This is a genomic window from Streptomyces sp. NBC_01092, from assembly GCF_045039535.1.
Lineage (GTDB): Bacteria > Actinomycetota > Actinomycetes > Streptomycetales > Streptomycetaceae > Streptomyces.
Window position 1 is genome coordinate 7,788,580 of record NZ_CP108659.1, and the last position, 20,439, is coordinate 7,809,018.

Here is a 20,439-nt window from a genome sequence, read left to right on the forward strand (position 1 = left end):
TGACCAGGGGTCAGATCGACCCTCCGGCACCAGTCCCGAAGGAGCCGCGCACGGCCGCCGGGTTCAGCTCATCCACTTCATCGGCGCTGAGCACCGCACCCGTGCCCTTCTTGCTGCGCCGCAGCCTCTTCTCCAGCCAGCTCGCGAAGCTGGTGAGGATGAAGTTGAGGACGATGTAGATGATCGCCACCACGACGAAGCTGGGGATGGGGTTGCCGTAGTTGGCCGCCAGGGTGCCGCGCGCGTTGAGCAGCTCGGTGAACCCGATCATCACGCCGCCCAGCGCGGTGTCCTTCACGATGACCACGAGCTGGCTGACGATGGCCGGCAGCATGGCCGTGACGGCCTGCGGCAGCAGGATGGTCCGCATCGTCTGGTTCTTGCGCAGGCCGATCGCCTTCGCGGCCTCAGACTGCCCCTTGGGCAGGGCGAGGATGCCGGCCCGCACGATCTCGGCGAGGACGGACGCGTTGTAGAGCACCAGGCCCGTGACGACCGCGTAGATCGGCCGCTGCTCCGTCGTGACGTTCGTCCAGCGGTCGTAGAACTCGTTCGCGAACAGCATCAGCAGCAGGACCGGGATCGCCCGGAAGAACTCGACCACCCAGGCAGCTGGAATCCGCACCGACAGGTGGTCGGAAAGGCGTGAGATGCCAAAGACCGCGCCCAGCGGAAGGGCAATCAGCATGGCGAGTGCCGCGGCCATGAGAGTGTCGGCGAGTCCCGGCAGCAGATACGTCGTCCAGGCGTTGGACTCCGTGAACGGTTTCCACAGGGCCCACTCCAGCTGGCCCTTTCCGTCCATGGCGTCCCAGACGAACCACACGAGCAGGGCGAGCAGGGCGAAGAAGACCACCGAGAGGACCACATTGCGCCGTTTGGCGCGAGGGCCCGGGGCGTCGTAGAGAACGGATGTCATCGCTTCACCGCCAGTCGCTTGCTCAGCCAGCCCATGAAGAGGCCGGTGGGCAGAGTCAGTACCACGAAACCGAAGGCGAAGATCGCGCCGATGAGCAGCGTCTGAGCCTCGTTCTCGATCATTCCCTTCATCAGGTAGGCGGCTTCGGCCACACCGATCGCGGCCGCCACTGTGGTGTTCTTGGTGAGAGCGATCAACACGTTGGCCAGCGGGCCGATGACCGAGCGGAAGGCCTGCGGCAGGATGATGAGCCGGAGGGTCTGAGCGAACGTCAGCCCGATGGCACGGGCTGCCTCTGCCTGGCCGAGCGGCACGGTGTTGATGCCGGAGCGAATCGCCTCGCAGACGAAGGCCGCGGTGTAGCCGACGAGACCGAGGATCGCCAGGCGGAAGCCCTGGACCTTGAAGTCGGTGGCGCCCAACGTCACGCCGAAGACATCGGCGAGGCCGAGCGAGGTGAAGATGATGATGACCGTCAGCGGGATGTTCCGGACGATGTTCACATAGGCCGTGCCGAACCCACGCATGAGCGGGACTGGGCTGACCCGCATCGCGGCCAGCAGAGTGCCCCAGATCAGGGAACCGAGGCCGGAGACGGCGGTGAGTTTCACCGTCATCCAGAAGGCACCCAACAGGGTTGGGTCTTTATAGTCAGAAAGAAAGTCGAACACGATCTCCCGCGCTTCCGGGTGGGTGGCGTTTGTGGATAGCGCGACGCGCCGCCGCCCTGATCGCGGTGGACGGCGGCGCGCCGGTCAGGCACTGCGCTACTCGACGATGACGCCGATCTTCGGCGCCGGCTCGTTCTTGTAGTTGGCCGGACCGAGGTTGTCGGCGACCGCCTTGTCCCAGGCCTTCGAGCTGACCATCTTCTCGAGGGCGGCGTTGACCTTGTTCACGGTTTCGGTGTCACCCTTCTTCACACCGATGCCGTAGTTCTCGTTGCTCAGCTTGAGGCCGGCGAGCTTGAACTTGCCCTTGTACTGCTCCTGCGCCGCGTAACCGGCGAGGATCGAGTCGTCCGTGGTCAGGGCGTCCACGGTGCCATTCTGCAGCGAGGAGATGCACTCCGAGTAGGTGCTGTTCTCCTTCAGGTTGGCCTCCGGGGCGAAGTCCTCCCTGACGTTCTGTGCCGAGGTGGAGCCGACCACCGAGCACAGGTTCTTGCCGTTGAGGTCGGTGGCCTCGGTGATGTCCGAGTCGGTCTTGACCAGCAGGTCCTGGTGGGCCAGCAGGTACGGGCCGGCGAAGTCGACCTTCTCCTTGCGCTCGTCGGTGATCGAGTAGGTCGCCGCGATGAGCTTCACGTCGCCACGGGCGAGCGCGTTCTCACGGTCGGCGCTCTTCGTCTCGACGAACTCGATCTGGTTGGGCTCGTAGCCGAGCTCCTTCGCGACATACGTGGCGACGTCGACGTCGAAGCCGGAGAAGGTGCCGTCGGGCTCCTTCAGGCCCAGACCGGGCTGGTCGTACTTGATGCCGATCTTGATCTTGTCGCCGCCCCCGGAGCCCGACCCACTGTCGCTGTCGCCGTCGCCACCACACGCGGTGGCGGTGAGAGCGAGGACGACTGCAGCGGCCGCCGCGGCGGAGACCTTGCGGAGCTTCATGGTGAACATCCTTTGCGTGGAGAACAGATGCGTGCCGTCAGAAGGCGGCGGTGACGCAGGTCGTCGGCTGCGAGACGCAGTCCGTCAGTAGTGCGGGAACTCGGTCCGTCAGCGGTGCAGGAACGCAGTCCGTCAGTGGTGCAGGATCTTGGACAGGAAGTCCTTCGCGCGGTCGCTGCGCGGGTTGCTGAAGAACTGGTCCGGAACAGCCTCCTCGACGATCTTGCCGTCCGCCATGAAAACCACACGGTTCGCGGCCGAACGGGCAAAGCCCATCTCATGGGTGACGACGATCATGGTCATGCCATCGCGGGCGAGCTGCTGCATGACCTCCAGGACCTCGTTGATCATCTCCGGGTCGAGAGCCGACGTCGGCTCGTCGAAGAGCATGACCTTGGGGTCCATTGCGAGTGCACGGGCGATGGCCACTCGCTGCTGCTGACCGCCGGACAGCTGCGCGGGGTACTTGTCGGCCTGGTTGGCCACCCCGACCCGATCGAGCAGCGCGCGGGCCTTCTCCTCGGCCTTCTTCTTTTCGGCCTTGCGGACCTTGATCTGGCCCAGCATCACGTTCTCGAGCACGGTCTTGTGCGCGAAGAGGTTGAAGGACTGGAAGACCATGCCGACGTCGGCGCGCAGCCGGGCCAGCTCCTTGCCCTCCGCGGGCAGCGGCTTTCCGTCGATGGCGATCGCACCCGAGTCGATCGTCTCGAGGCGGTTGATGGCGCGGCACAGGGTCGACTTCCCGGACCCGGAGGGTCCGATGACCACGACGACTTCACCGCGGGCGATCGTCAGATCGATGTCCTGGAGCACGTGCAACGCGCCGAAATGCTTGTTGACGCTCTTCAGGACGACCAGGTCGCCGGTCGCGGCCACATCTTCCTTGGCCACCGATACTTTGGTCATCGCTCTCAGGCTCCGTCCTCCTCGGTTTCGGAGGACAGTAATAACCGTACTCGACCTGCGTCTCTACATCTGAGGGGAATCTGAGCATCACGATCCGATAGCAATCGGACACATGTCGTAGCTCTGGCGACGCTCTGGCGACCAGCGCGCGTACCGGCTGGGTAACGGAAGCCGCCCGCACCCGGAACCCTCTTGACGGGGTCTGCGTCCATCAGCGTGACTCTCATGGTGCACGCGCGCGTGCGCACACACTGTGTATCTATCGGAATCGTACGGCCGGTGAACTGAGGGAGGCCGGGGTGAGACTCCTCCTCGTCGAGGACGACAACCATGTCGCTGCCGCGCTGTCCGCGGTCCTGGCGCGGCATGGTTTCGACGTCACGCACGCGCGCAGCGGCGAGGAGGCCCTTCAGGCGCTCGTCCCGGAGGGCAACGGCTTCGGTGTCGTCCTCCTCGATCTCGGCCTGCCCGACCAGGACGGATACGAGGTCTGCGGCAAGATCCGCAAGCGCACCAGCACCCCGGTGATCATGGTCACCGCGCGCTCCGACGTCCGCTCCCGCATCCACGGCCTCAACCTCGGGGCCGACGACTACGTCGTGAAGCCGTACGACACCGGGGAACTGCTCGCCCGGATCCATGCCGTCAGCCGGCGCACCGCGCCCGAGGACCCCGGGACGGGCGGCGAGGGCGTGCTGCGCCTCGGCTCGGTCCATATCGAGTTGCCCACCCGTCAGGTCAGCGTCGACGGTTCGGTCGTCCAGCTGACCCGCAAGGAGTTCGACCTGCTCGCCCTGCTCGCCCAGCGTCCCGGGGTGGTCTTCCGCAGGGAGCAGATCATCAGCGAAGTGTGGCGCACGAGCTGGGAGGGGACCGGGCGCACCCTTGAGGTGCATGTGGCGTCCCTGCGCGCCAAGCTGCGTATGCCGGCGCTGATCGAGACCGTACGCGGCGTCGGCTACCGGCTCGTCGCCCCGGCCTCGTAGCGGGCACGGGTGCGCACTCGACTCCTTCCGCTGCTCATCGTCCTGATGGCGGCCGTGCTGCTCGCGCTCGGCGTACCGCTCGGCATCAGCCTGGCCTCGGCCCAGCAGCAGGACGTGGTCGTCGACCGGATCGACGACACGGCGTACTTCGCGGCCATCGCCCGCCCCGCCGCCGACCCCGCCACCGGCTCCCGCGACGACCTGCGCATCCTGAGTCAGGAACTGGAGAGCTACTACGACGTCTACGGCATCCGGGCCGGCGTCTTCCTGCCCAACGACACGCCGCTCGCCAACGGGCCGACGACGTGGTTCCTGCCCGAGACCGGCGAGGTGCGCGACGCCTTCGAGGAGTCGCTGCTCAGCCGGCGCAGCCACGACCCCAAGCAGGTGTGGCCCTGGCAGCAGGGCCGCCTCGTCGTCGCCTCGCCGGTCATCCGGGACGGGGACGTCGTCGCCGTCGTCGTCACCGACTCGCCCACCGGGCAGATGCGCTCGCGGATCCTGCGCGGCTGGCTGATCATCGGCGCGGGGCTGACGGCCGCGATGCTGGTGGCCGTCGGTGCCGCCCTGAGGCTGACCGGCTGGGTGCTCAGGCCGGTGCGCGTGCTGGACGTGACCACGCACGAGATCGCGAGCGGTGCGCTGAAGTCACGGGTCGCGGTCGCCAGTGGTCCGCCGGAACTGAGGCGCCTGGCCCGGTCGTTCAATGAGATGGCGGACAACGTCGAGGACGTGCTGGAGCAGCAGCGCGCCTTCGTCGCCGATGCCTCGCACCAGCTGCGCAACCCGCTCGCGGCGCTGCTGCTGCGCATCGAGCTGCTCGCCTTCGAGCTCCCCGAGGGCAATGAAGAGATCGCCTCGGTGCAGGCCGAGGGCAAGCGCCTCGCGCAGGTCCTGGACGACCTGCTCGACCTCGCCCTGGCCGAACACACCGCGGCCGACCTCCGGCTGACCGATGTGGGCCAGCTGGCCGCCGAGCGCGTCGCGGCCTGGTCGCCGACCGCCGACGCCAAGGGCGTCCGGCTGGTCGGGAACTGCCCGCCCACCACCGCCTGGGCCGACCCGGTCGCACTGTCCAGCGCCCTGGACGCCGTGATCGACAACGCGGTCAAGTTCACGCCGAAGGACGAGCGCGTCGAGGTGACCGTCACCTCGAACGGCGGCATGTCCACGATCGAGGTGTCCGACAACGGCCCCGGCCTCAGCGACGAGGAGCTCGCCCGCATCGGCGACCGCTTCTGGCGCAGCGGCCGCCACCAGAACGTCAAGGGCTCGGGCCTGGGCCTGTCGATCTCCCGCGCGCTGCTCGCGGCGGGCGGCGGCTCGATCTCGTACGGCCGTCACGAGCCGCACGGGTTGCGGGTGACGGTGACCGTGCCGAGGTCGGGGCCGTCGGCGTAGGTGCCGGCCGCCGTTGTCCTCAGGGCTTGACCGAGCGGTAGTACCGCCGGGCCCCGTCGTGCAGCGTCAGCGGGTCGGTGTAGATCGCCGTGCGCAGGTCGACGAGCTGCGCCGAGTGGACGTGGGCGCCGATGCCGTCGCGGCTCTTGATCACCGTACGGGTGAGCCATTCGGTGAGGCGGGGGTCCATGTCCTCGCGGGTGATCAGCAGGTTGGAGACGGCGATCGTCGGCACCGTGTCGCCGTTCTGCACGGTCGGATACGCCGACTCCGGCACGTTGGTCGCGCGGTAGAAGTGCGCCGTGTCGCCCTGGGCGTGCACCTTGGCGACCAGGTCGGCGTCGATCGGCACGAACCGGAACGCGGAGGACTCGGCGATCTTCTGCAGCCCGTCCGTCGGCAGGCCGCCCGACCAGAAGAACGCGTCGAGCTCGTGCCCCAGCCGCTTGGGCCCGGTGTCGATGCCGTCGGCCCTGGGCGTGATGTCCTTCTCCGGGTCGATGCCGGCGGCTTCCAGCACGCGCGTGGCGATCAGCCGTACGCCGGAATTGGGCAGCCCTATGGCCACCCGCTTGCCCTTCAGATCCGCCACGGATCGGATGTCCGAGTCCGGCGGGACGACGAGCTGCACGTAGTCGTCGTACAGGCGGGCGACGCCGCGCAGCTGGTTGGTGACGGGCCGGCCGCCCATCTTGTACTTGTCCACCGCATCGGCGGCGGCGATCGTGAAGTCGGCCTTGCCGGTCGCCACGCGCGCGACGTTCTCCTGCGACCCTGCGCTCGTCAGCAGCTTCACCTTCAGCTGCGGCATGTCCTTGGCCAGCTCGCCCCGCAGGAGCTCGCCGTACTCCTGGTAGACCCCCGCGCGCGTGCCGGTGCTGAACGTGATCGTCCCGCTCGGCGGCTCCTCGCCCAGCGGCAGCAGCCACCACAGCAGCAACCCGAGGGTGACGACCCCGGCGGCCGCGGCCTGTACGGCCCGGTGCCTGCTGAAGCGGGTGAGTGCCTTGGACATGGCGGCGATCCTGCCAGCCGGGACGCGGTGCTGACCAGGGCCGGGGTCACATGGGGAGGGCGCCGGAGCCGGGCGCATCCGAGATCGGGACTGTCAGACCCGGCCACTACAGTCGCGGCATGAGTTCCTCTCCCGCTTCCTCCCCCGCCGACCTGGTCCGTGAATTCCACCGCGCCTTCGGGCTCGACACCCGCAGTACGCCGACGGAGGTCTCGCCGGAACTCGCCGCCCACCGGGGAGAGCTGCTCGCCGAGGAGGCCGCGGAGGTCGCCGAGGTCTCCGTCACCGGCCCGCTCGACCAGCTCGCGCACGAGCTGGCGGACGTCGTCTATGTCGCCTACGGCACGGCCCTGGTGCACGGCATCGACCTCGACGCCGTCCTGGCCGAGATCCACCGCTCGAACATGACCAAGCTGGGGCCCGACGGCCAGGTCGCCCGCCGCGCCGACGGCAAGGTCCTCAAGGGCAAGCACTACGAGGCACCGAACGTCTCGGGAGTCCTGCGCCGCCAGGGGTGGGCGACCGACGGGGTGTGAAGGGTCCTCGGCCGGCGGGGTCAGAGCAGGATGACCGTCTTGCCGCGCGAGCCACCGGCACGCGCGCGGGCCACGGCGGCCGGGGCGTCGGCCAGCGGGACCTCCGAGTCGATGGTGATGCGGAGCTTGCCCGCGTCGGCGAGCGCGGCGAGGGACTCCAGCTCCTTGCGGCTGGGGTCGTTGACGAGGTTGACGCCATGGATCTCACGGGCGGCCAGGGCGTCGGGGTCGGCGGCCCGGTTGGTGCTCACGAAGGTGCCGCCCGGCTTGAGCAGCCCCGCCAGCGAGTCGACGTCGCCACCGGGCACGGTGACGAGGTCGAGGATCGCGTCGATGCCGTCGGGGTGGGCGGCCAGGACCTGCTCGGCGGTGGGCGCGGCCGTGAAGTCGACGGTCTCGTCGGCACCGAGATCCCGGAGATGGCCGGCGATCTCGCCGGTGGCGGTGGCCAGCACCCTGGCCCCCTGGAGCGCGGCGAACTGGATCGCGGACTGGCCCACTCCGCCGGACGCGCCGTTGATCAGGATCACGTGCCCGGTGTCGAGGCGGGCGGCCTCGATGGCCTGGTAGGCGGTCACGCTGGCGGTGGGCAGCGCCGCCGCTATGGGGAACGGCAGGTCATCGGGCATCCGGGCGATCGTGCCGTTCTCGGCGGCCAGGGCGTACTCCGCGTACGAGCCGCGGCCGTGCGCGAGGTTCATGAACTGGCCGTAGACGGTGTCGCCGGGCCGGAAGTGGATCACGCCGGGGCCGATGCGCTCGACCACGCCGGCGCCGTCCGAGCCCATGACGAGGGGGAAGTCGTGCTCGACCATGCCCTTGAGGGCTCCGTCGGCGACCTTCCAGTCGAAAGGGTTGAGCGCGGCGGCGTGCAGCCGGACCAGCAGCTCGCCCGGGCCCGGGTCCGGCACGGGCAGATCGGTGAGGAGCGGGTCGGCCCCGAAGTCGGTGATCGTGACGGCCTTCATCGCGGTGCCTTTCTCTCGGGCGCCGGGCGGGCGCCTGCGATGCGTGTCGTGGCGGGCGGGTCAGTCCTGGGCGGGCTCGTCCCAGACGACGCTCAGCTCGCGCCGCCGGCCGAAGCGTTCGAGGTGGCTGGCCACGACGTCCCGGATGGCGGTGAGCGCGGCGGCGTCGGGCGCGGTGACGCGGATCAGCAGGTGGTCGTCGAGGGGTTCGAGGACGACGTCGGTGTTCTGGAAGGTGAGGCGGTGGCCGCCGTCGGGGGTCTCCTCGACGGGGATCTTCCGGCCGAAGTGCGAGGCGAACTGTTTGGCGTAGCGCGGGGCGGCGTCGGTGGCGACGCGGGCGAGGGAGGAAGGCATGGCGGTACTCCGCTGGAGGTGAGGGCGGGGGCGGGGTCAGACGGCCAGCGCGGCCAGAGAGGACGGCTCGGGCAGCGTGATGGTGTGGTGGGTGTGCTGGACCTTGGCGTGCAGATAGCGGACGTTGCTGTCGGTGGCGAAGACGCCCGTCGGCCGTACGAAGCGCACGCGGACGCCCAGGTCGCGCAACTGCCCTGCCTTGTCGGGGTTGTTGGTGAGCAGGTCCAGCTCCTCGATGCCGAGGGCGGTGAGCATCTGGGCGGCGGCGGTGTAGTCGCGGCCGTCCTCGGGCAGGCCCAGCGCGGTGTTGGCCTCGTAGGTGTCCAGGCCGGCGTCCTGGAGGGCGTAGGCGTCCAGCTTGTTGTAGAGCCCGATGCCGCGGCCCTCCTGGCGGAGGTAGAGCAGGACGCCGCCGGTGGTCGCGATGCGCTCCACGGCCTCGCGCAGCTGCGGTCCGCAGTCGCAGCGCGCCGAGCCGAACACGTCCCCGGTCAGGCACTCGGAGTGCAGCCTCACCAGCGGCGCGGGCGATGCCGCGGGGTCGCCGAGGACCAGCGCCACGTGCTCCTTGCCGTCGGCCAGGCCGTGGAAGGTGACCGCGTCGACGGTGACCTCGTATCCGTCGGCGAAGCGGAGCGGGATGGTCACGCGGGTGCGTACGGAAGCGCCGGAGGAGCGGTTGTGACCTGCGGAAGGGGCGGCGTCCATGAGTACTCCTTCGAGGGCTGGACGAACCGGCAGGTTCAAATTTGAACCTCGATGCCTCGACGGTAGCGTGAAGTTTCAAGTTTTGAACATCCCGATGACTGTTGCGCCGGTCACATCGAAGTGCGCCGGTCACATCGAACGGCGATCCTCGGCCCCTGGTTCGAATTTGAACCATCGCGCTAACGTTGACGCATGGCCGAACCCCAGTGGTTGAACGAGGAAGAGCTGCGCGCCTGGTACGCCTTCGTGGCCGCCGGGTCGCTGGTCAATCGCCGTCTGGACCAGCAGCTCAAGGACGACGTGGGGATCACGCACCTCCAGTACGAGATCCTGGTGCGCCTGAACGCCGCCAAGGACCGCGAGATGCGCATGAGCGGCCTGGCCGACGCGCTCCTCAACTCCAAGAGCGGCCTGACCTACCAGATCACCCAGCTGGAGAAGGCCGGCCTGGTCACCCGCCGCTCATGCCCGAGCGATGTCCGCGCGGTCTACGCCGTCCTCACCGACGCCGGCCGCAGCATGCTGGAGCGGGCGGCCCCCGGCCACGTCGCACTCGTCCGCGAGCTGCTCATCGACGTCCTGACACCACAGCAGCTCGCGACCCTCGCCGACGGGCTGGGGGAGGTCGCCGAACGCATGCAGGAGAACGCGGACAAGGCGCCGCCGAGGACCACATACCCTTGAACGCATGACCAGCAGCAGTGACCGGAGCCCGGCAGTGGAAGCCCGAGGAAATCTCACCTATGAGGTTCGCACCTACGGGTGTCAGATGAACGTCCACGATTCCGAGCGATTGTCCGGGCTGCTCGAAGACGCCGGTTACGTGCGCGCGCCCGAGGGGTCGGACGGCGACGCGGACATCGTCGTCTTCAACACCTGCGCGGTCCGCGAGAACGCCGACAACAAGCTGTACGGCAACCTCGGCCACCTCGCCCCGAAGAAGGCGAGCCGCCCCGGCATGCAGATCGCGGTCGGCGGCTGTCTCGCGCAGAAGGACCGCGACACCATCGTGAAGCGGGCGCCCTGGGTGGACGTCGTCTTCGGCACGCACAACATCGGCAAGCTGCCGGTCCTGCTGGAGCGCGCGCGTGTGCAGGAAGAGGCGCAGGTCGAGATCGCCGAGTCGCTGGAGGCGTTCCCCTCCACGCTGCCGACGCGGCGCGAGAGCGCCTACGCGGCCTGGGTCTCGATCTCCGTCGGCTGCAACAACACCTGCACCTTCTGCATCGTCCCGGCCCTGCGCGGCAAGGAGAAGGACCGCCGCACAGGCGACATCCTCGCCGAGATCGAGGCCCTGGTCGCCGAGGGCGTCAGCGAGATCACGCTGCTCGGTCAGAACGTCAACGCCTACGGTTCCGACATCGGCGACCGCGAGGCGTTCAGCAAGCTGCTGCGGGCCTGCGGGAACATCGACGGCCTGGAGCGCGTCCGGTTCACCTCTCCGCACCCCCGTGACTTCACCGACGACGTGATCGCCGCGATGGCCGAGACGCCGAACGTGATGCCGCAGCTGCACATGCCGATGCAGTCCGGCTCGGACACGGTCCTGAAGGCGATGCGCCGCTCCTACCGGCAGGACCGTTACCTCGGGATCATCGAGAAGGTGCGCGCCGCCATGCCGGACGCCGCGATCTCGACCGACATCATCGTGGGCTTCCCCGGCGAGACCGAGGAGGACTTCGAGCAGACCATGCACGTCGTGCGTGAGGCCCGCTTCGCGAACGCCTTCACCTTCCAGTACTCCAAGCGCCCCGGCACCCCGGCCGCGACCATGGAGAACCAGATCCCCAAGAAGGTCGTCCAGGAGCGCTACGAGCGTCTCGTCGCCCTCCAGGAGGAGATCTCCTGGGAGGAGAACAAGAAGCAGGTCGGCCGCACGCTGGAGCTGATGGTCGCCGAGGGCGAGGGCCGCAAGGACGGCACCACTCACCGCCTGTCCGGCCGCGCCCCCGACAACCGCCTCGTCCACTTCACCAAGCCGGACCAGGAGGTCCGCCCCGGCGACGTGGTCACCGTCGAGATCACCTACGCCGCCCCGCACCACCTCCTCGCCGAGGGCGCCGCCCTCGACGTACGCCGCACGCGCGCGGGGGACGCCTGGGAGAAGCGCAACGCCGCCGAGGCCGCCCAGCCGGCCGGTGTCATGCTCGGCCTGCCGAGCATCGGCGTCCCCGAGCCGCTGCCGGCGGCGACGGGCGGCTGCGCGGCACACTGAGCGTGCGCGACAGGGGCGGGGCGAGCAGGAAAGGGGGGGCGGGGCATGCCGCGATGGGTCGTGATCGTGCAGTCCGGTTACGGCGACCAGTACCAGTGCGATGAGGCGGCCCGCTTCGAGGGAACCCTGGAACAGGCCCGCGCCCGCCTGTACGAGATCGCCTGCACCCACAAACACCGCAGCGGGCTGCGCCAGCAGCGGCGCGAGGTGTTCCGGGTCGGTGCCGGGGACGCGTACTACGCGCACGTCGAGGGACTGATGTCGACCCATCGCGTCCTGTTCCAACTGGCTGAACGGGTGTGGAGCACCGACCCGGAGCCGAACCCCTGGCAGTAGGCTCCCGATCATGCTTGCCGCCGCCGCAGTCTGCCCCTGTCCGCCGCTCCTCGTGCCCGACGTCTCAGCGGGCGCCGCGCCCGAGCTGGACGCCGCGCGTACCGCCTGCACGGATGCGCTCGGACTGCTCGCGGCGGCCCGGCCGGACCTGCTGGTGGTCGTCGGGCCCGGCGAGGAGCGCGACCACGGGGCGTACGTCGCGGGAGCGCTGGGGTCGTTCCGGGGCTTCGGCGTGGACGTCGACGTATGGCTGGGGCGGGCCGATGGTGACGCCCCCGTGCCCTCGGCACGCCGGCTTCCGACGTCGCTCGCCGTCGCCGCGTGGCTGCTCGGGCGGACCGAGTGGTCGGACGCCCCGATCGAGGGACTCGTCGTGGGGGAACCGCTGACGCCCGAGCGGTGTATCCAGATCGGGAGGGAAGTCGCCGTCCGGGCCGAGCGGGTGGCGCTGCTGGTGATGGGCGACGCCAGCGCCTGTCGCACGCTCAAGGCGCCCGGCTATCTGGACGACCGGGCGGCACCTTTCGACGCGTCCGTCGCGCGTGCCCTGGGCGAGGCGGACGTGGCAGCCCTCAAGACGCTGGACACCGAGCTCGCGCACGAGCTGATGGCCTCGGGGCGGGCGCCCTGGCAGGTCCTCGCCGGCGCCGCCGAGGAGGCGGGCCTGTCGGGCGCCCTGCTGTACGAGGACGCGCCGTACGGCGTGGGCTACCTGGTCGCGACCTGGTCGTAGACGCCGTTCGGGAGCCGCACCGGAAGGACAAACGGCGGACGGCCGGGAGCCGTGAAGCTCCGCGGCCGTCCGTCGATGTGCCGTTTCAGGTGGTCGGCGGGGGTGAGTCCGACGGCGGCCTGCTGTCGCCGGTCGCCGTGTCGTCGCCCTTGTGCGCGAGTCGGTCCATGGCGCCCTTGGCCTTGCCCGTGCCCGTGTGGATCTTGTCGCTGTACTTGCCCTTGGTCCGCTGGTCGACGGCCTTCGCGGCCCGCTCGATGCCGTGGTGGACCTTGCCCTCGTGCCGTTGCGCGAAGTCGGAGACCTTGCCCTTGGCCGGGGCGAGTTTGGCTTTCAAATTATCCTTCAGACCCATCGTTCACCTTCCCGCGCGGGGCAGTTACGTCCGGGCGCCCTCACCGGCCTCGCTGTCGGCGGCATCGTCGGCGGACTGCTGCTTGGGGATCTCGACCCCGTCCTCACCGTCGGCCTCGACGGACTCCGCCGCAGCCGCAGGAGCCGCCTCCGCAGCCTCGGTCTCGGCCTCAACCTTGGCCTCGGCCGACCCCGTCACCTCTGCCGCCGCTTCCTCCGCTGCCGGCTCGGCCGTTTGTGTGTCGGCCTGGGCCTCGACAGTTGACGCCTCCTCCGTGGTCTTCGACCGCCGGAAAAGCCGTGCGAAAACGCCCATATCCACTCCATACGTTACTAGTGCGGGTGAAATCCCGCGTCGTCCGGTGCGTCCGTTCGCGCCCCCGGATGGCCGCCTCCGTGAAACCGGCGGCGAAAACCTCGCAACACGCAACGACCCCGCGCGCGTGCCGTCACGTAACTCGTTCGAGACCACCGCGTGAGGTTTGCGAGACTGGGGCGGTGAGCAGTGCACCCCCCTCCCCGCGCGTCATCGCCGTAGTCGGACCCACCGCGGCCGGAAAGTCCGATCTGGGCGTCTTCCTGGCCCGGCAACTCGACGGCGAGGTCGTCAACGCCGACTCCATGCAGCTCTACCGAGGGATGGACATCGGCACCGCCAAGCTGACGCCCGAGGAGCGCGCGGGAGTCCCGCACCACCTCCTGGACATCTGGGACGTCACCGTCACGGCCTCCGTCGCCGAGTACCAGCGGCTCGCGCGTGAACGCATCGACGCGCTGCTCGCCGAGGGACGCTGGCCGATCCTGGTCGGCGGCTCGGGGCTGTATGTCCGCGGGGCCGTCGACAACCTGGAGTTCCCCGGCACCGATCCCGAGGTCAGGGCCCGGCTGGAGGAGGAGCTCGCGCTACGCGGCTCCGGGGCGCTGCACGCCCGCCTGGCCGCCGCCGACCCCGGGGCCGGACAGGCGATCCTGCCCAGCAACGGCCGTCGTATCGTCCGGGCCCTCGAAGTGATCGAGATCACCGGCCAGCCCTTCACGGCCAACCTCCCCGGCCATGACTCGGTCTACGACACCGTCCAGATCGGCGTCGACGTGGCGCGCCCCGAGCTGGACGAGCGGATCACGCGCCGGGTGGACCGGATGTGGGACGCCGGGCTCGTGGAGGAGGTCCGCGCACTGGAGGCGCAGGGGCTGCGCGAGGGGCGTACGGCCTCGCGCGCGCTCGGTTACCAGCAGGTGCTCACGGCGCTCGCCGGGGAGTGCACCCTCGAAGAGGCGCGGGCCGAGACCGTACGGGCCACCAAGCGCTTCGCGCGCCGCCAGGATTCATGGTTCAGGCGCGACCCGCGGGTGCACTGGCTCAGTGGGGCTGCGGCAGATCTCACAGAACTTCCGCATCTCGCACTGGCGTTGGTCGAACGACCGGTTACAGCCTGATCACGTGATGGCATCGGGACGCTCCGGCCGCCGTCCGGGCCTCCGGCGCCATGCCATCATCGAGCTTCGATCGACCAAGTGGAGTCCGAGTTGGGAGGGCGCGTGGCGATGGAGGCCGGCCCTCGCGACACCGCACAAGGCACCGAGAACGTCACCACTGACACGGGTGAGCGGAATCCGGACGGCGACCGTCCGATCCCGGACGGGCTCGACGAGACCGAGGTCGGCGTCACCGACGACGGTCCCGAGCCCGAGGAGATGTACGCCGGCGGCCCGGAGGTCGAGGTCGAGCTGCGCCCGCAGCGCCGACTGCGCATCTGGCAGCTCGCGCCCATCGTCGGCCTGGCCGCGGTCGGCTCCCTGATGTTCGCCTTCCCGCTGGCCTTCGACTTCGGAGACAGCGGCGCCGTGATCGCCATGCTGGGGCTCCTCATCTGCTCCTGCGCGGCCGGCTGGGGCATGATGGCCGCCCGCCGGGTCGGCTACACCTGGCCGGGGCTGCCGCAGCGGGGCGCCGGGCGCAGGCCGGACTGGCGGGTCGTGATCGGCTACGTCGTGGTGGTGGCCGCAGTCGTCGCCCTGGCCGTGTGGCGCGTGGCAAGGCTGCGCTGAGGCGTCCGCCAGGGGCGCGTGGCTGTGTCGACATGCGGCTTCGCCGCGTGGGCGTGATCAGCCCCATCCGACCCGCGCAGACCCACCGTCCCGCACCCTCCCTCTCCCTCGGCCCCACCGGCGGAGCGCTCCCGTACGATCGAGGAATGAGCACGCGGATCGCCTTCCTCAAGGGTCACGGCACGGAGAACGACTTCGTGATCGTCCCGGACCCGGAGAACGTCATCGACCTGCCCCCGGCCGCCGTCGCCGCCCTGTGCGACCGCCGCGCGGGCATCGGCGGTGACGGACTGCTGCACGTCGTGCGGTCCGCGGCCCACCCCGAGGCCAAGGACATGGCGGCCGAGGCCGAGTGGTTCATGGACTACCGCAACGGCGACGGCTCGGTCGCGGAAATGTGCGGCAACGGCGTACGCGTCTTCGCCCGCTACCTCCAGCGCACTGGTCACGCGACCGAGGGTGACCTCAAGATCGCCACCCGCGGCGGCGTGAAGAGCGTGCACATCGCCAAGGACGGTGAGGTCACCGTCGGCATGGGCAAGGCCCGCCTCCCCGAAGGCGACGTGACGGTCGGCGTCGGCGAGCGCAGCTGGCCCGCACGGAACGTGAACATGGGCAATCCGCACGCGGTCGCCTTCGTGGACGACCTCGAGCACGCCGGCGATCTGTACTCCCCGCCGCCGTTCAGCCCGGCCTCGGCCTACCCGGACGGGGTCAACGTCGAGTTCGTGGTCGACCGCGGCCCGCGCCATGTCGCCCTGCGCGTGCACGAGCGCGGCGCCGGAGAGACCCGGTCGTGCGGCACGGGCGCGTGTGCCGTCGCTGTGGCCACCGCGCGCCGGGACGGCGTCGACCCGTCGGTGACCGGTACCCCCGCGACGTACACCGTGGATGTGCCCGGCGGCGCCCTCGTGATCACCGAGCGGCCGGACGGCGAGATCGAGATGACCGGTCCCGCGGTGATCGTGGCCGAAGGTGAGCTCGATGCGGAGTGGCTGGAAACCATCGCTCGTTGAGTGTGCGGGGGCTGGGAAGCGCGGCCCTGAGGCGTCCATGGCTGGGGAGTAGGGGTTCTGACGCCCTGCAGGCGTTGGAAATCGCGAACCGCGGCTGGTCGCGTGGCGCAAAACCGTAAACCTGCAAACCCTCGCTCGAATGGGTGATCCGTTTCACGCTCGGCGAGAGGCGGTCAGTCGCACGTGATGGGCTCGGTAGCATCAAGCACCGGCCCGGACGGGGGACAAGTCACCATCCCCTGAGCCGTGTCCGCCATGGGGTACCCCGTCCGCCGGTCCACGTAGCCGGAGGTGCCCATGAGTGCGGAGGCCGCGAATTCCGCGACGCCAGGCCCGGTAGCAGGCGCTGTGCCGCCTGTCGTGCCGCGCAGGAAGACCCGCGCCCGCATCGATCTGCGCCGCCTCGGCCGGGCGGCGCTGCTCGGCCCCGCCTCACGCGACCGGCTGCCCGACGCGATCGGCCATGTCGGCGACGCCCATCGCGCACACCATCCCGACGCGGACCTCGAACCCCTGCGCCGCGCCTACGTGCTGGCGGAGTCCTCGCACCGCGGCCAGATGCGCAAGAGCGGTGAGCCGTACATCACACACCCCCTCGCGGTGACCCTGATCCTCGCCGAACTCGGTGCCGAGACCACGACCTTGACGGCGTCCTTGCTGCACGACACCGTCGAGGACACCGATGTGACGCTCGATCAGGTCGGTGAGGAGTTCGGCGCGGAGGTGCGCTTCCTCGTCGACGGCGTGACCAAGCTGGAGAAGGTCGACTACGGCGCCGCGGCCGAGCCCGAGACCTTCCGCAAGATGCTCGTCGCCACCGGCAACGACGTCCGCGTGATGTCGATCAAACTCGCCGACCGGCTGCACAACATGCGCACGCTCGGTGTGATGCGTCCCGAGAAACAGGCCCGCATCGCCAAGGTGACCCGGGACGTGCTCATTCCGCTCGCGGAGCGGCTCGGCGTGCAGGCGCTCAAGACGGAGCTGGAGGACCTGGTCTTCGCGATCCTGCATCCCGAGGAGTACGAGCACACACGGGAGTTGATCGTCGAGAACGCCTCCCGCGCGGACGATCCGCTCGCGGAGATGGCCGAGCAGATGCGCGGGGTCCTGCGCGAAGCCGACATCCCGGCCGAAGTTCTCATCCGGCCACGGCACTTCGTCTCCGTGCACCGCGTGTCCCGTAAGCGCGGGCGGCTGCGCGGGGCCGACTTCGGGCGGCTGCTGGTGCTGGTGAACGAGGACGCTGACTGCTACGGCGTGCTGGGCGAGCTGCACACCTGTATGACGCCCGTCGTCTCGGAGTTCAAGGACTTCATCGCGGTTCCCAAGTTCAACCTCTACCAGTCGCTGCACACCGCCGTCGCCCGTGAGGACGGTCAGGTCACCGAAGTCCTCATCCGTACCCACCAGATGCACAAGGCCGCCGAGGCCGGTGTCGTCGCGCTCGGCAATCCCTACACCCCCTCCGCCGAGGAGCAGGCCCTGGCCGGTGACGGCGAGCGCGCCGACCCCACGCGTCCCGGCTGGCTGTCGCGGCTCCTCGACTGGCAGGAGGCGGCCCCGGATCCGGACACCTTCTGGTCCACGCTGCGTGAGGACCTCGCCCAGGACCGCGAGATCACCGTCTTCCGACCCGACGGCGGCACGCTCGGGCTGCCCGAGGGCGCGACCTGTGTGGACGCCGCGTACGCGCAGTACGGGGAGGACGCGCACGCGTGCATCGGGGCGCGTGTCAACGGGCGGTTGGCGACGCTCAGCACGGTGCTGCGGGACGGCGACACCGTGCAGCTGCTCATGGGGCAGGACCCGGCCTCGGAGCCGTCCAGGGAGTGGCTGGAGCACGCCCACACGCCTGCCGCCCGGATCGCCATCCAGCGGTGGCTGGCCGCGCATCCCGCGCAGGGAGCCGTGGAGGCGAAGGACGCTCGGGTGGCCTTCCGGGGTGAGGCGGAGGGGCCCACGAGCTCGGCGGCCGCCGGGGAGGGGTCGGTCGTGCGGCAGGGAGGCCGGTCCGCCGCCAACGTTCTCGTCGACCGGGCCGGTGCGAGTGTGCGTCTCGCCGGCTGCTGTACGCCCGTGCCGCCCGATGAGGTCACCGGATTCTCCGTGCGCGGGGGAGTGGTGACGGTTCATCGCGTCGAGTGCGCCGCGGTGGCACGTATGAAGGGCGCGGGGCGCGCGGAGGTCGGCGTGCGCTGGGGGGACACCGCCGAGTGCCGGGTCACGCTGGTCGCCGAATCGTTCGTTCGCCCGCATCTCCTGGCCGACCTCACGGAAGCGATGGCTCAGGAGGGCGCCGAAATCGTCTCGGCGACGGTCGAGCCGCCGACCCAGCAGCGGGTGCGCCACACCTACACGGTCCAACTCCCGGACGCGGCCATGCTTCCGGGACTGATGCGGGCCATGCGGAACGTGGCCGGTGTGTACGACGTGACCAGGGCTCAGCCGCAGACGCAGGGGGCGTGAGGGCGCGGCCGCGCGACGCGCACCTGCCTTGCACAACCGCTCGGGCGTGCACCCACCTGATATACCCGTTCGAGTGTGGCGGGCGCGCGTCGTCGACGTCCTGTGCTTGTGCGCTGATAGCCCTGGTTCATGCTGCTCAACCCCCCCAACGAGGCTCAGCGCGCCCCGCGTTCCCGTCGGCGCCGCAAGGTGCCCGCGATGCTCGCCACCGCCGTCTCCCTCTGCCTGCTCGCCGCCGGCGCTCCCGCCACGCCCCTGGGCATCGGTGACCGTCTCTACCCGCAGCTGGGCAACCCCGGCTACGACGTGGCGTCGTACGATCTCGCCTTCACCTACCCCGGCGCCAACGACAAGCCCCTCCAGGCCGTCACCACCATCGACGCGTGGACGACCGAGGATCTGGAGCGGGTCAATCTGGACTTCGCCCACGGCAAGGTCGAGTCCGTGGAGGTCGACGGGGAGCCCGCGTCGTTCCGCAGCGCCGGTGAGGACCTGGTGGTCACGCCCGGGGAGACGCTGCCCGACGGCAGCTGGATGCGGATCACCGTGCGGCACACCAGCGACCCCGTCTACGGCAAGGAACGCGAGGGGGGCTGGGTGCGGACCGCGGACGGGCTGGCCATGGCCAACCAGGCCGACGCCGCGCACGTCGTGTTCCCGTGCAACGACCACCCCTCCGACAAGGCGCTGTTCACCATCCGGGTCACCGCGCCCAACGGCTACACCGCGGTCGCCAACGGCCTCCCGACCGACGTGGACCGCGCGGGCGGCTCGACGACCTGGACGTACCGGACACGGCACCCCATGGCCACCGAGCTCGCCCAGGTGTCCATCGGCCGCTCCAAGGTGGTGCACCGCAAGGGTCCGCACGGGCTGCCCGTGCGGGACGTCGTGGCCGCCGAGGACCGCGAGCGGCTCGAACCGTGGCTGAAGAAGACCCCCGGGCAGATCGCCTGGATGGAGAAGAAGGTCGGGCAGTACCCGTTCGAGACGTACGGCCTGCTCATGGCCCATGCCTCCACGGGCTTCGAGCTGGAGACACAGACGCTGTCCCTGTTCGAGCGGGAGCTCTTCACCCAGCCCGCCTTCCCGAAGTGGTACGTCGAGTCGATCATGGTGCATGAGTTGGCGCACCAGTGGTTCGGCGACAGCGTCAGCCCGCGCACCTGGTCCGATCTGTGGCTCAGCGAGGGGCACGCCACCTGGTACGAAGCCCTGTACGCGGCGGAGACGGCGGGCCGGCCGTTCGAGGCGCGGATGAAGGCCGCGTACGCCGCGTCCGACCGTTGGCGCGCGGCCGGCGGACCGCCCGCGGCGCCCAAGGCGCCCTCGCCGGGCAAGAAGAACGGGATCTTCCGGCCCAACGTCTACGACGGTGCGGCCCTGGTGCTCTACGCCCTGCGCCAGGAGATCGGCCGAGCGGCCTTCGAAAGTCTGGAACGCACCTGGGTGAGCCGTCACCGCGACGGTGCCGCCTCGACCGCGGACTTCGTCGCGCTGGCGGAGGAGGTCTCCGGACGCAACCTCGACGGGTTCCTGCAGGCCTGGCTGTACGGCGAGAAGACCCCGCCGATGCCCGGTCAGCCGGAGTGGAAGTCGGTGGACGCCACGAAGGCGGTCAAGAAGGCACCCACGAAGACGACCGGGAAGCCTGTCGGGAAGTCGACCGGGAAGTCAGCCGGGAAGTCGAGCGGGAAGTCGGCTGGGAAATCAGCGAGGAAATAAGGCGATGACGAGACGGGCCGTGCCGTGCGACCATCTTTTGGTCGGCGCGGCACGGCCCGCGGGGAATCTCCCGGGGCGCTCGTGCGTTGTGAGCATTGACGGACCAGGTTTCGAGGTGCCGCGGATGCGTTCC

At 69.9% G+C, this 20,439-nt stretch carries 22 protein-coding genes; 12 read left to right on the plus strand and 10 right to left on the minus strand.

The features are described from left to right. Positions 1–10: 10 nt before the first annotated feature. From OG254_RS35425 to OG254_RS35440, 4 genes are all read right to left on the minus strand, one after another. Complete coding sequence (locus tag OG254_RS35425) at positions 11–919, minus strand: amino acid ABC transporter permease (RefSeq protein WP_405590015.1); 909 nt, start codon at positions 917–919, stop codon at positions 11–13. Next, complete coding sequence (locus OG254_RS35430; protein ID WP_405590018.1) at positions 916–1,590, minus strand: amino acid ABC transporter permease; 675 nt, start codon at positions 1,588–1,590, stop codon at positions 916–918. Before OG254_RS35430 ends, OG254_RS35425 begins: the two co-directional genes overlap by 4 nt. Positions 1,591–1,686: 96 nt before the next feature. After that, positions 1,687–2,529 carry a glutamate ABC transporter substrate-binding protein gene (locus tag OG254_RS35435; protein WP_405590021.1) on the minus strand — a complete coding sequence of 281 codons (843 nt, stop codon included), beginning with the start codon at positions 2,527–2,529 and terminating at the stop codon, positions 1,687–1,689. A 132-nt stretch (positions 2,530–2,661) separates the two neighbouring features. Next, complete coding sequence (locus tag OG254_RS35440) at positions 2,662–3,438, minus strand: amino acid ABC transporter ATP-binding protein (protein ID WP_405590024.1); 777 nt, start codon at positions 3,436–3,438, stop codon at positions 2,662–2,664. A gap of 299 nt (positions 3,439–3,737) precedes the next feature. Here OG254_RS35440 and OG254_RS35445 point away from each other — a divergent pair, with 299 nt between their 5' ends. Then, on the plus strand, positions 3,738–4,424 hold the full coding sequence (locus OG254_RS35445; protein ID WP_147994141.1) for a response regulator transcription factor: 687 nt from the start codon (positions 3,738–3,740) through the stop codon (positions 4,422–4,424). A 9-nt stretch (positions 4,425–4,433) separates the two neighbouring features. Then, positions 4,434–5,825: a sensor histidine kinase gene (locus tag OG254_RS35450; protein WP_405590027.1), complete on the plus strand. Its 1,392-nt coding sequence runs from the start codon at positions 4,434–4,436 to the stop codon at positions 5,823–5,825. Between the two features lie 19 nt (positions 5,826–5,844). Here OG254_RS35450 and OG254_RS35455 read toward each other — a convergent pair whose 3' ends face one another. After that, positions 5,845–6,840, minus strand: coding sequence for a TAXI family TRAP transporter solute-binding subunit (locus OG254_RS35455; protein ID WP_405590029.1), 996 nt, complete (start codon positions 6,838–6,840; stop codon positions 5,845–5,847). Between the two features lie 119 nt (positions 6,841–6,959). On the opposite strand from OG254_RS35455, the gene OG254_RS35460 reads away from it, so the two are divergent. Further along, on the plus strand, positions 6,960–7,376 hold the full coding sequence (locus OG254_RS35460) for a MazG nucleotide pyrophosphohydrolase domain-containing protein (protein WP_405590032.1): 417 nt from the start codon (positions 6,960–6,962) through the stop codon (positions 7,374–7,376). A 20-nt stretch (positions 7,377–7,396) separates the two neighbouring features. Here OG254_RS35460 and OG254_RS35465 read toward each other — a convergent pair whose 3' ends face one another. Genes OG254_RS35465 through ribA form a run of 3 tightly spaced genes read right to left on the minus strand, consistent with a single transcriptional unit; the run spans position 7,397 to position 9,409 of the window. Beyond that, positions 7,397–8,344, minus strand: coding sequence for an NADP-dependent oxidoreductase (locus OG254_RS35465; RefSeq protein WP_405590035.1), 948 nt, complete (start codon positions 8,342–8,344; stop codon positions 7,397–7,399). 60 nt (positions 8,345–8,404) lie between these two features. Further along, the gene (locus OG254_RS35470) at positions 8,405–8,701 is read right to left on the minus strand and encodes a DUF2218 domain-containing protein (protein ID WP_405590037.1); all 297 of its coding nucleotides are present in this window, start codon (positions 8,699–8,701) and stop codon (positions 8,405–8,407) included. Positions 8,702–8,737: 36 nt separating this feature from the next. Next, entirely contained in the window at positions 8,738–9,409 is a 672-nt protein-coding gene (gene ribA / locus OG254_RS35475) for a GTP cyclohydrolase II (RefSeq protein ID WP_405590040.1), read from the minus strand. A 192-nt stretch (positions 9,410–9,601) separates the two neighbouring features. Here ribA and OG254_RS35480 point away from each other — a divergent pair, with 192 nt between their 5' ends. Genes OG254_RS35480 through OG254_RS35495 form a run of 4 tightly spaced genes read left to right on the plus strand, consistent with a single transcriptional unit; the run spans position 9,602 to position 12,693 of the window. Continuing rightward, positions 9,602–10,093 (plus strand): MarR family transcriptional regulator, encoded by a 492-nt coding sequence (locus tag OG254_RS35480; protein ID WP_351200435.1) that lies wholly within the window; start codon positions 9,602–9,604, stop codon positions 10,091–10,093. Positions 10,094–10,097: 4 nt separating this feature from the next. Continuing rightward, positions 10,098–11,624, plus strand: coding sequence for a tRNA (N6-isopentenyl adenosine(37)-C2)-methylthiotransferase MiaB (miaB, locus tag OG254_RS35485; RefSeq protein ID WP_405590043.1), 1,527 nt, complete (start codon positions 10,098–10,100; stop codon positions 11,622–11,624). Positions 11,625–11,669: 45 nt separating this feature from the next. After that, positions 11,670–11,960, plus strand: coding sequence for a hypothetical protein (locus tag OG254_RS35490; protein WP_405590046.1), 291 nt, complete (start codon positions 11,670–11,672; stop codon positions 11,958–11,960). A 10-nt stretch (positions 11,961–11,970) separates the two neighbouring features. Next, the gene (locus OG254_RS35495; protein ID WP_351200429.1) at positions 11,971–12,693 is read left to right on the plus strand and encodes a class III extradiol dioxygenase subunit B-like domain-containing protein; all 723 of its coding nucleotides are present in this window, start codon (positions 11,971–11,973) and stop codon (positions 12,691–12,693) included. 85 nt (positions 12,694–12,778) lie between these two features. On the opposite strand, the gene OG254_RS35500 is transcribed toward OG254_RS35495, so the two are convergent. After that, positions 12,779–13,048 carry an antitoxin gene (locus OG254_RS35500; protein ID WP_351200427.1) on the minus strand — a complete coding sequence of 90 codons (270 nt, stop codon included), beginning with the start codon at positions 13,046–13,048 and terminating at the stop codon, positions 12,779–12,781. A gap of 24 nt (positions 13,049–13,072) precedes the next feature. Then, complete coding sequence (locus OG254_RS35505; RefSeq protein WP_405590050.1) at positions 13,073–13,363, minus strand: hypothetical protein; 291 nt, start codon at positions 13,361–13,363, stop codon at positions 13,073–13,075. Positions 13,364–13,545: 182 nt separating this feature from the next. Here OG254_RS35505 and miaA point away from each other — a divergent pair, with 182 nt between their 5' ends. The 5 genes from miaA (at position 13,546) to OG254_RS35530 (ending at position 20,306) form a co-directional block, all read left to right on the plus strand. Further along, positions 13,546–14,484 carry a tRNA (adenosine(37)-N6)-dimethylallyltransferase MiaA gene (miaA, locus tag OG254_RS35510; RefSeq protein ID WP_405590053.1) on the plus strand — a complete coding sequence of 313 codons (939 nt, stop codon included), beginning with the start codon at positions 13,546–13,548 and terminating at the stop codon, positions 14,482–14,484. 108 nt (positions 14,485–14,592) lie between these two features. Continuing rightward, a complete protein-coding gene (locus tag OG254_RS35515) occupies positions 14,593–15,096 on the plus strand; it encodes a hypothetical protein (RefSeq protein ID WP_405595377.1) in 504 nt (167 codons plus the stop codon). 146 nt (positions 15,097–15,242) lie between these two features. After that, positions 15,243–16,112 (plus strand): diaminopimelate epimerase, encoded by an 870-nt coding sequence (dapF, locus tag OG254_RS35520; protein ID WP_405590055.1) that lies wholly within the window; start codon positions 15,243–15,245, stop codon positions 16,110–16,112. 297 nt (positions 16,113–16,409) lie between these two features. Next, positions 16,410–18,581: a RelA/SpoT family protein gene (locus tag OG254_RS35525; RefSeq protein WP_405590058.1), complete on the plus strand. Its 2,172-nt coding sequence runs from the start codon at positions 16,410–16,412 to the stop codon at positions 18,579–18,581. A 129-nt stretch (positions 18,582–18,710) separates the two neighbouring features. Then, the gene (locus OG254_RS35530; RefSeq protein ID WP_405590061.1) at positions 18,711–20,306 is read left to right on the plus strand and encodes a M1 family metallopeptidase; all 1,596 of its coding nucleotides are present in this window, start codon (positions 18,711–18,713) and stop codon (positions 20,304–20,306) included. The last annotated feature ends 133 nt before the right edge of the window (positions 20,307–20,439 follow it).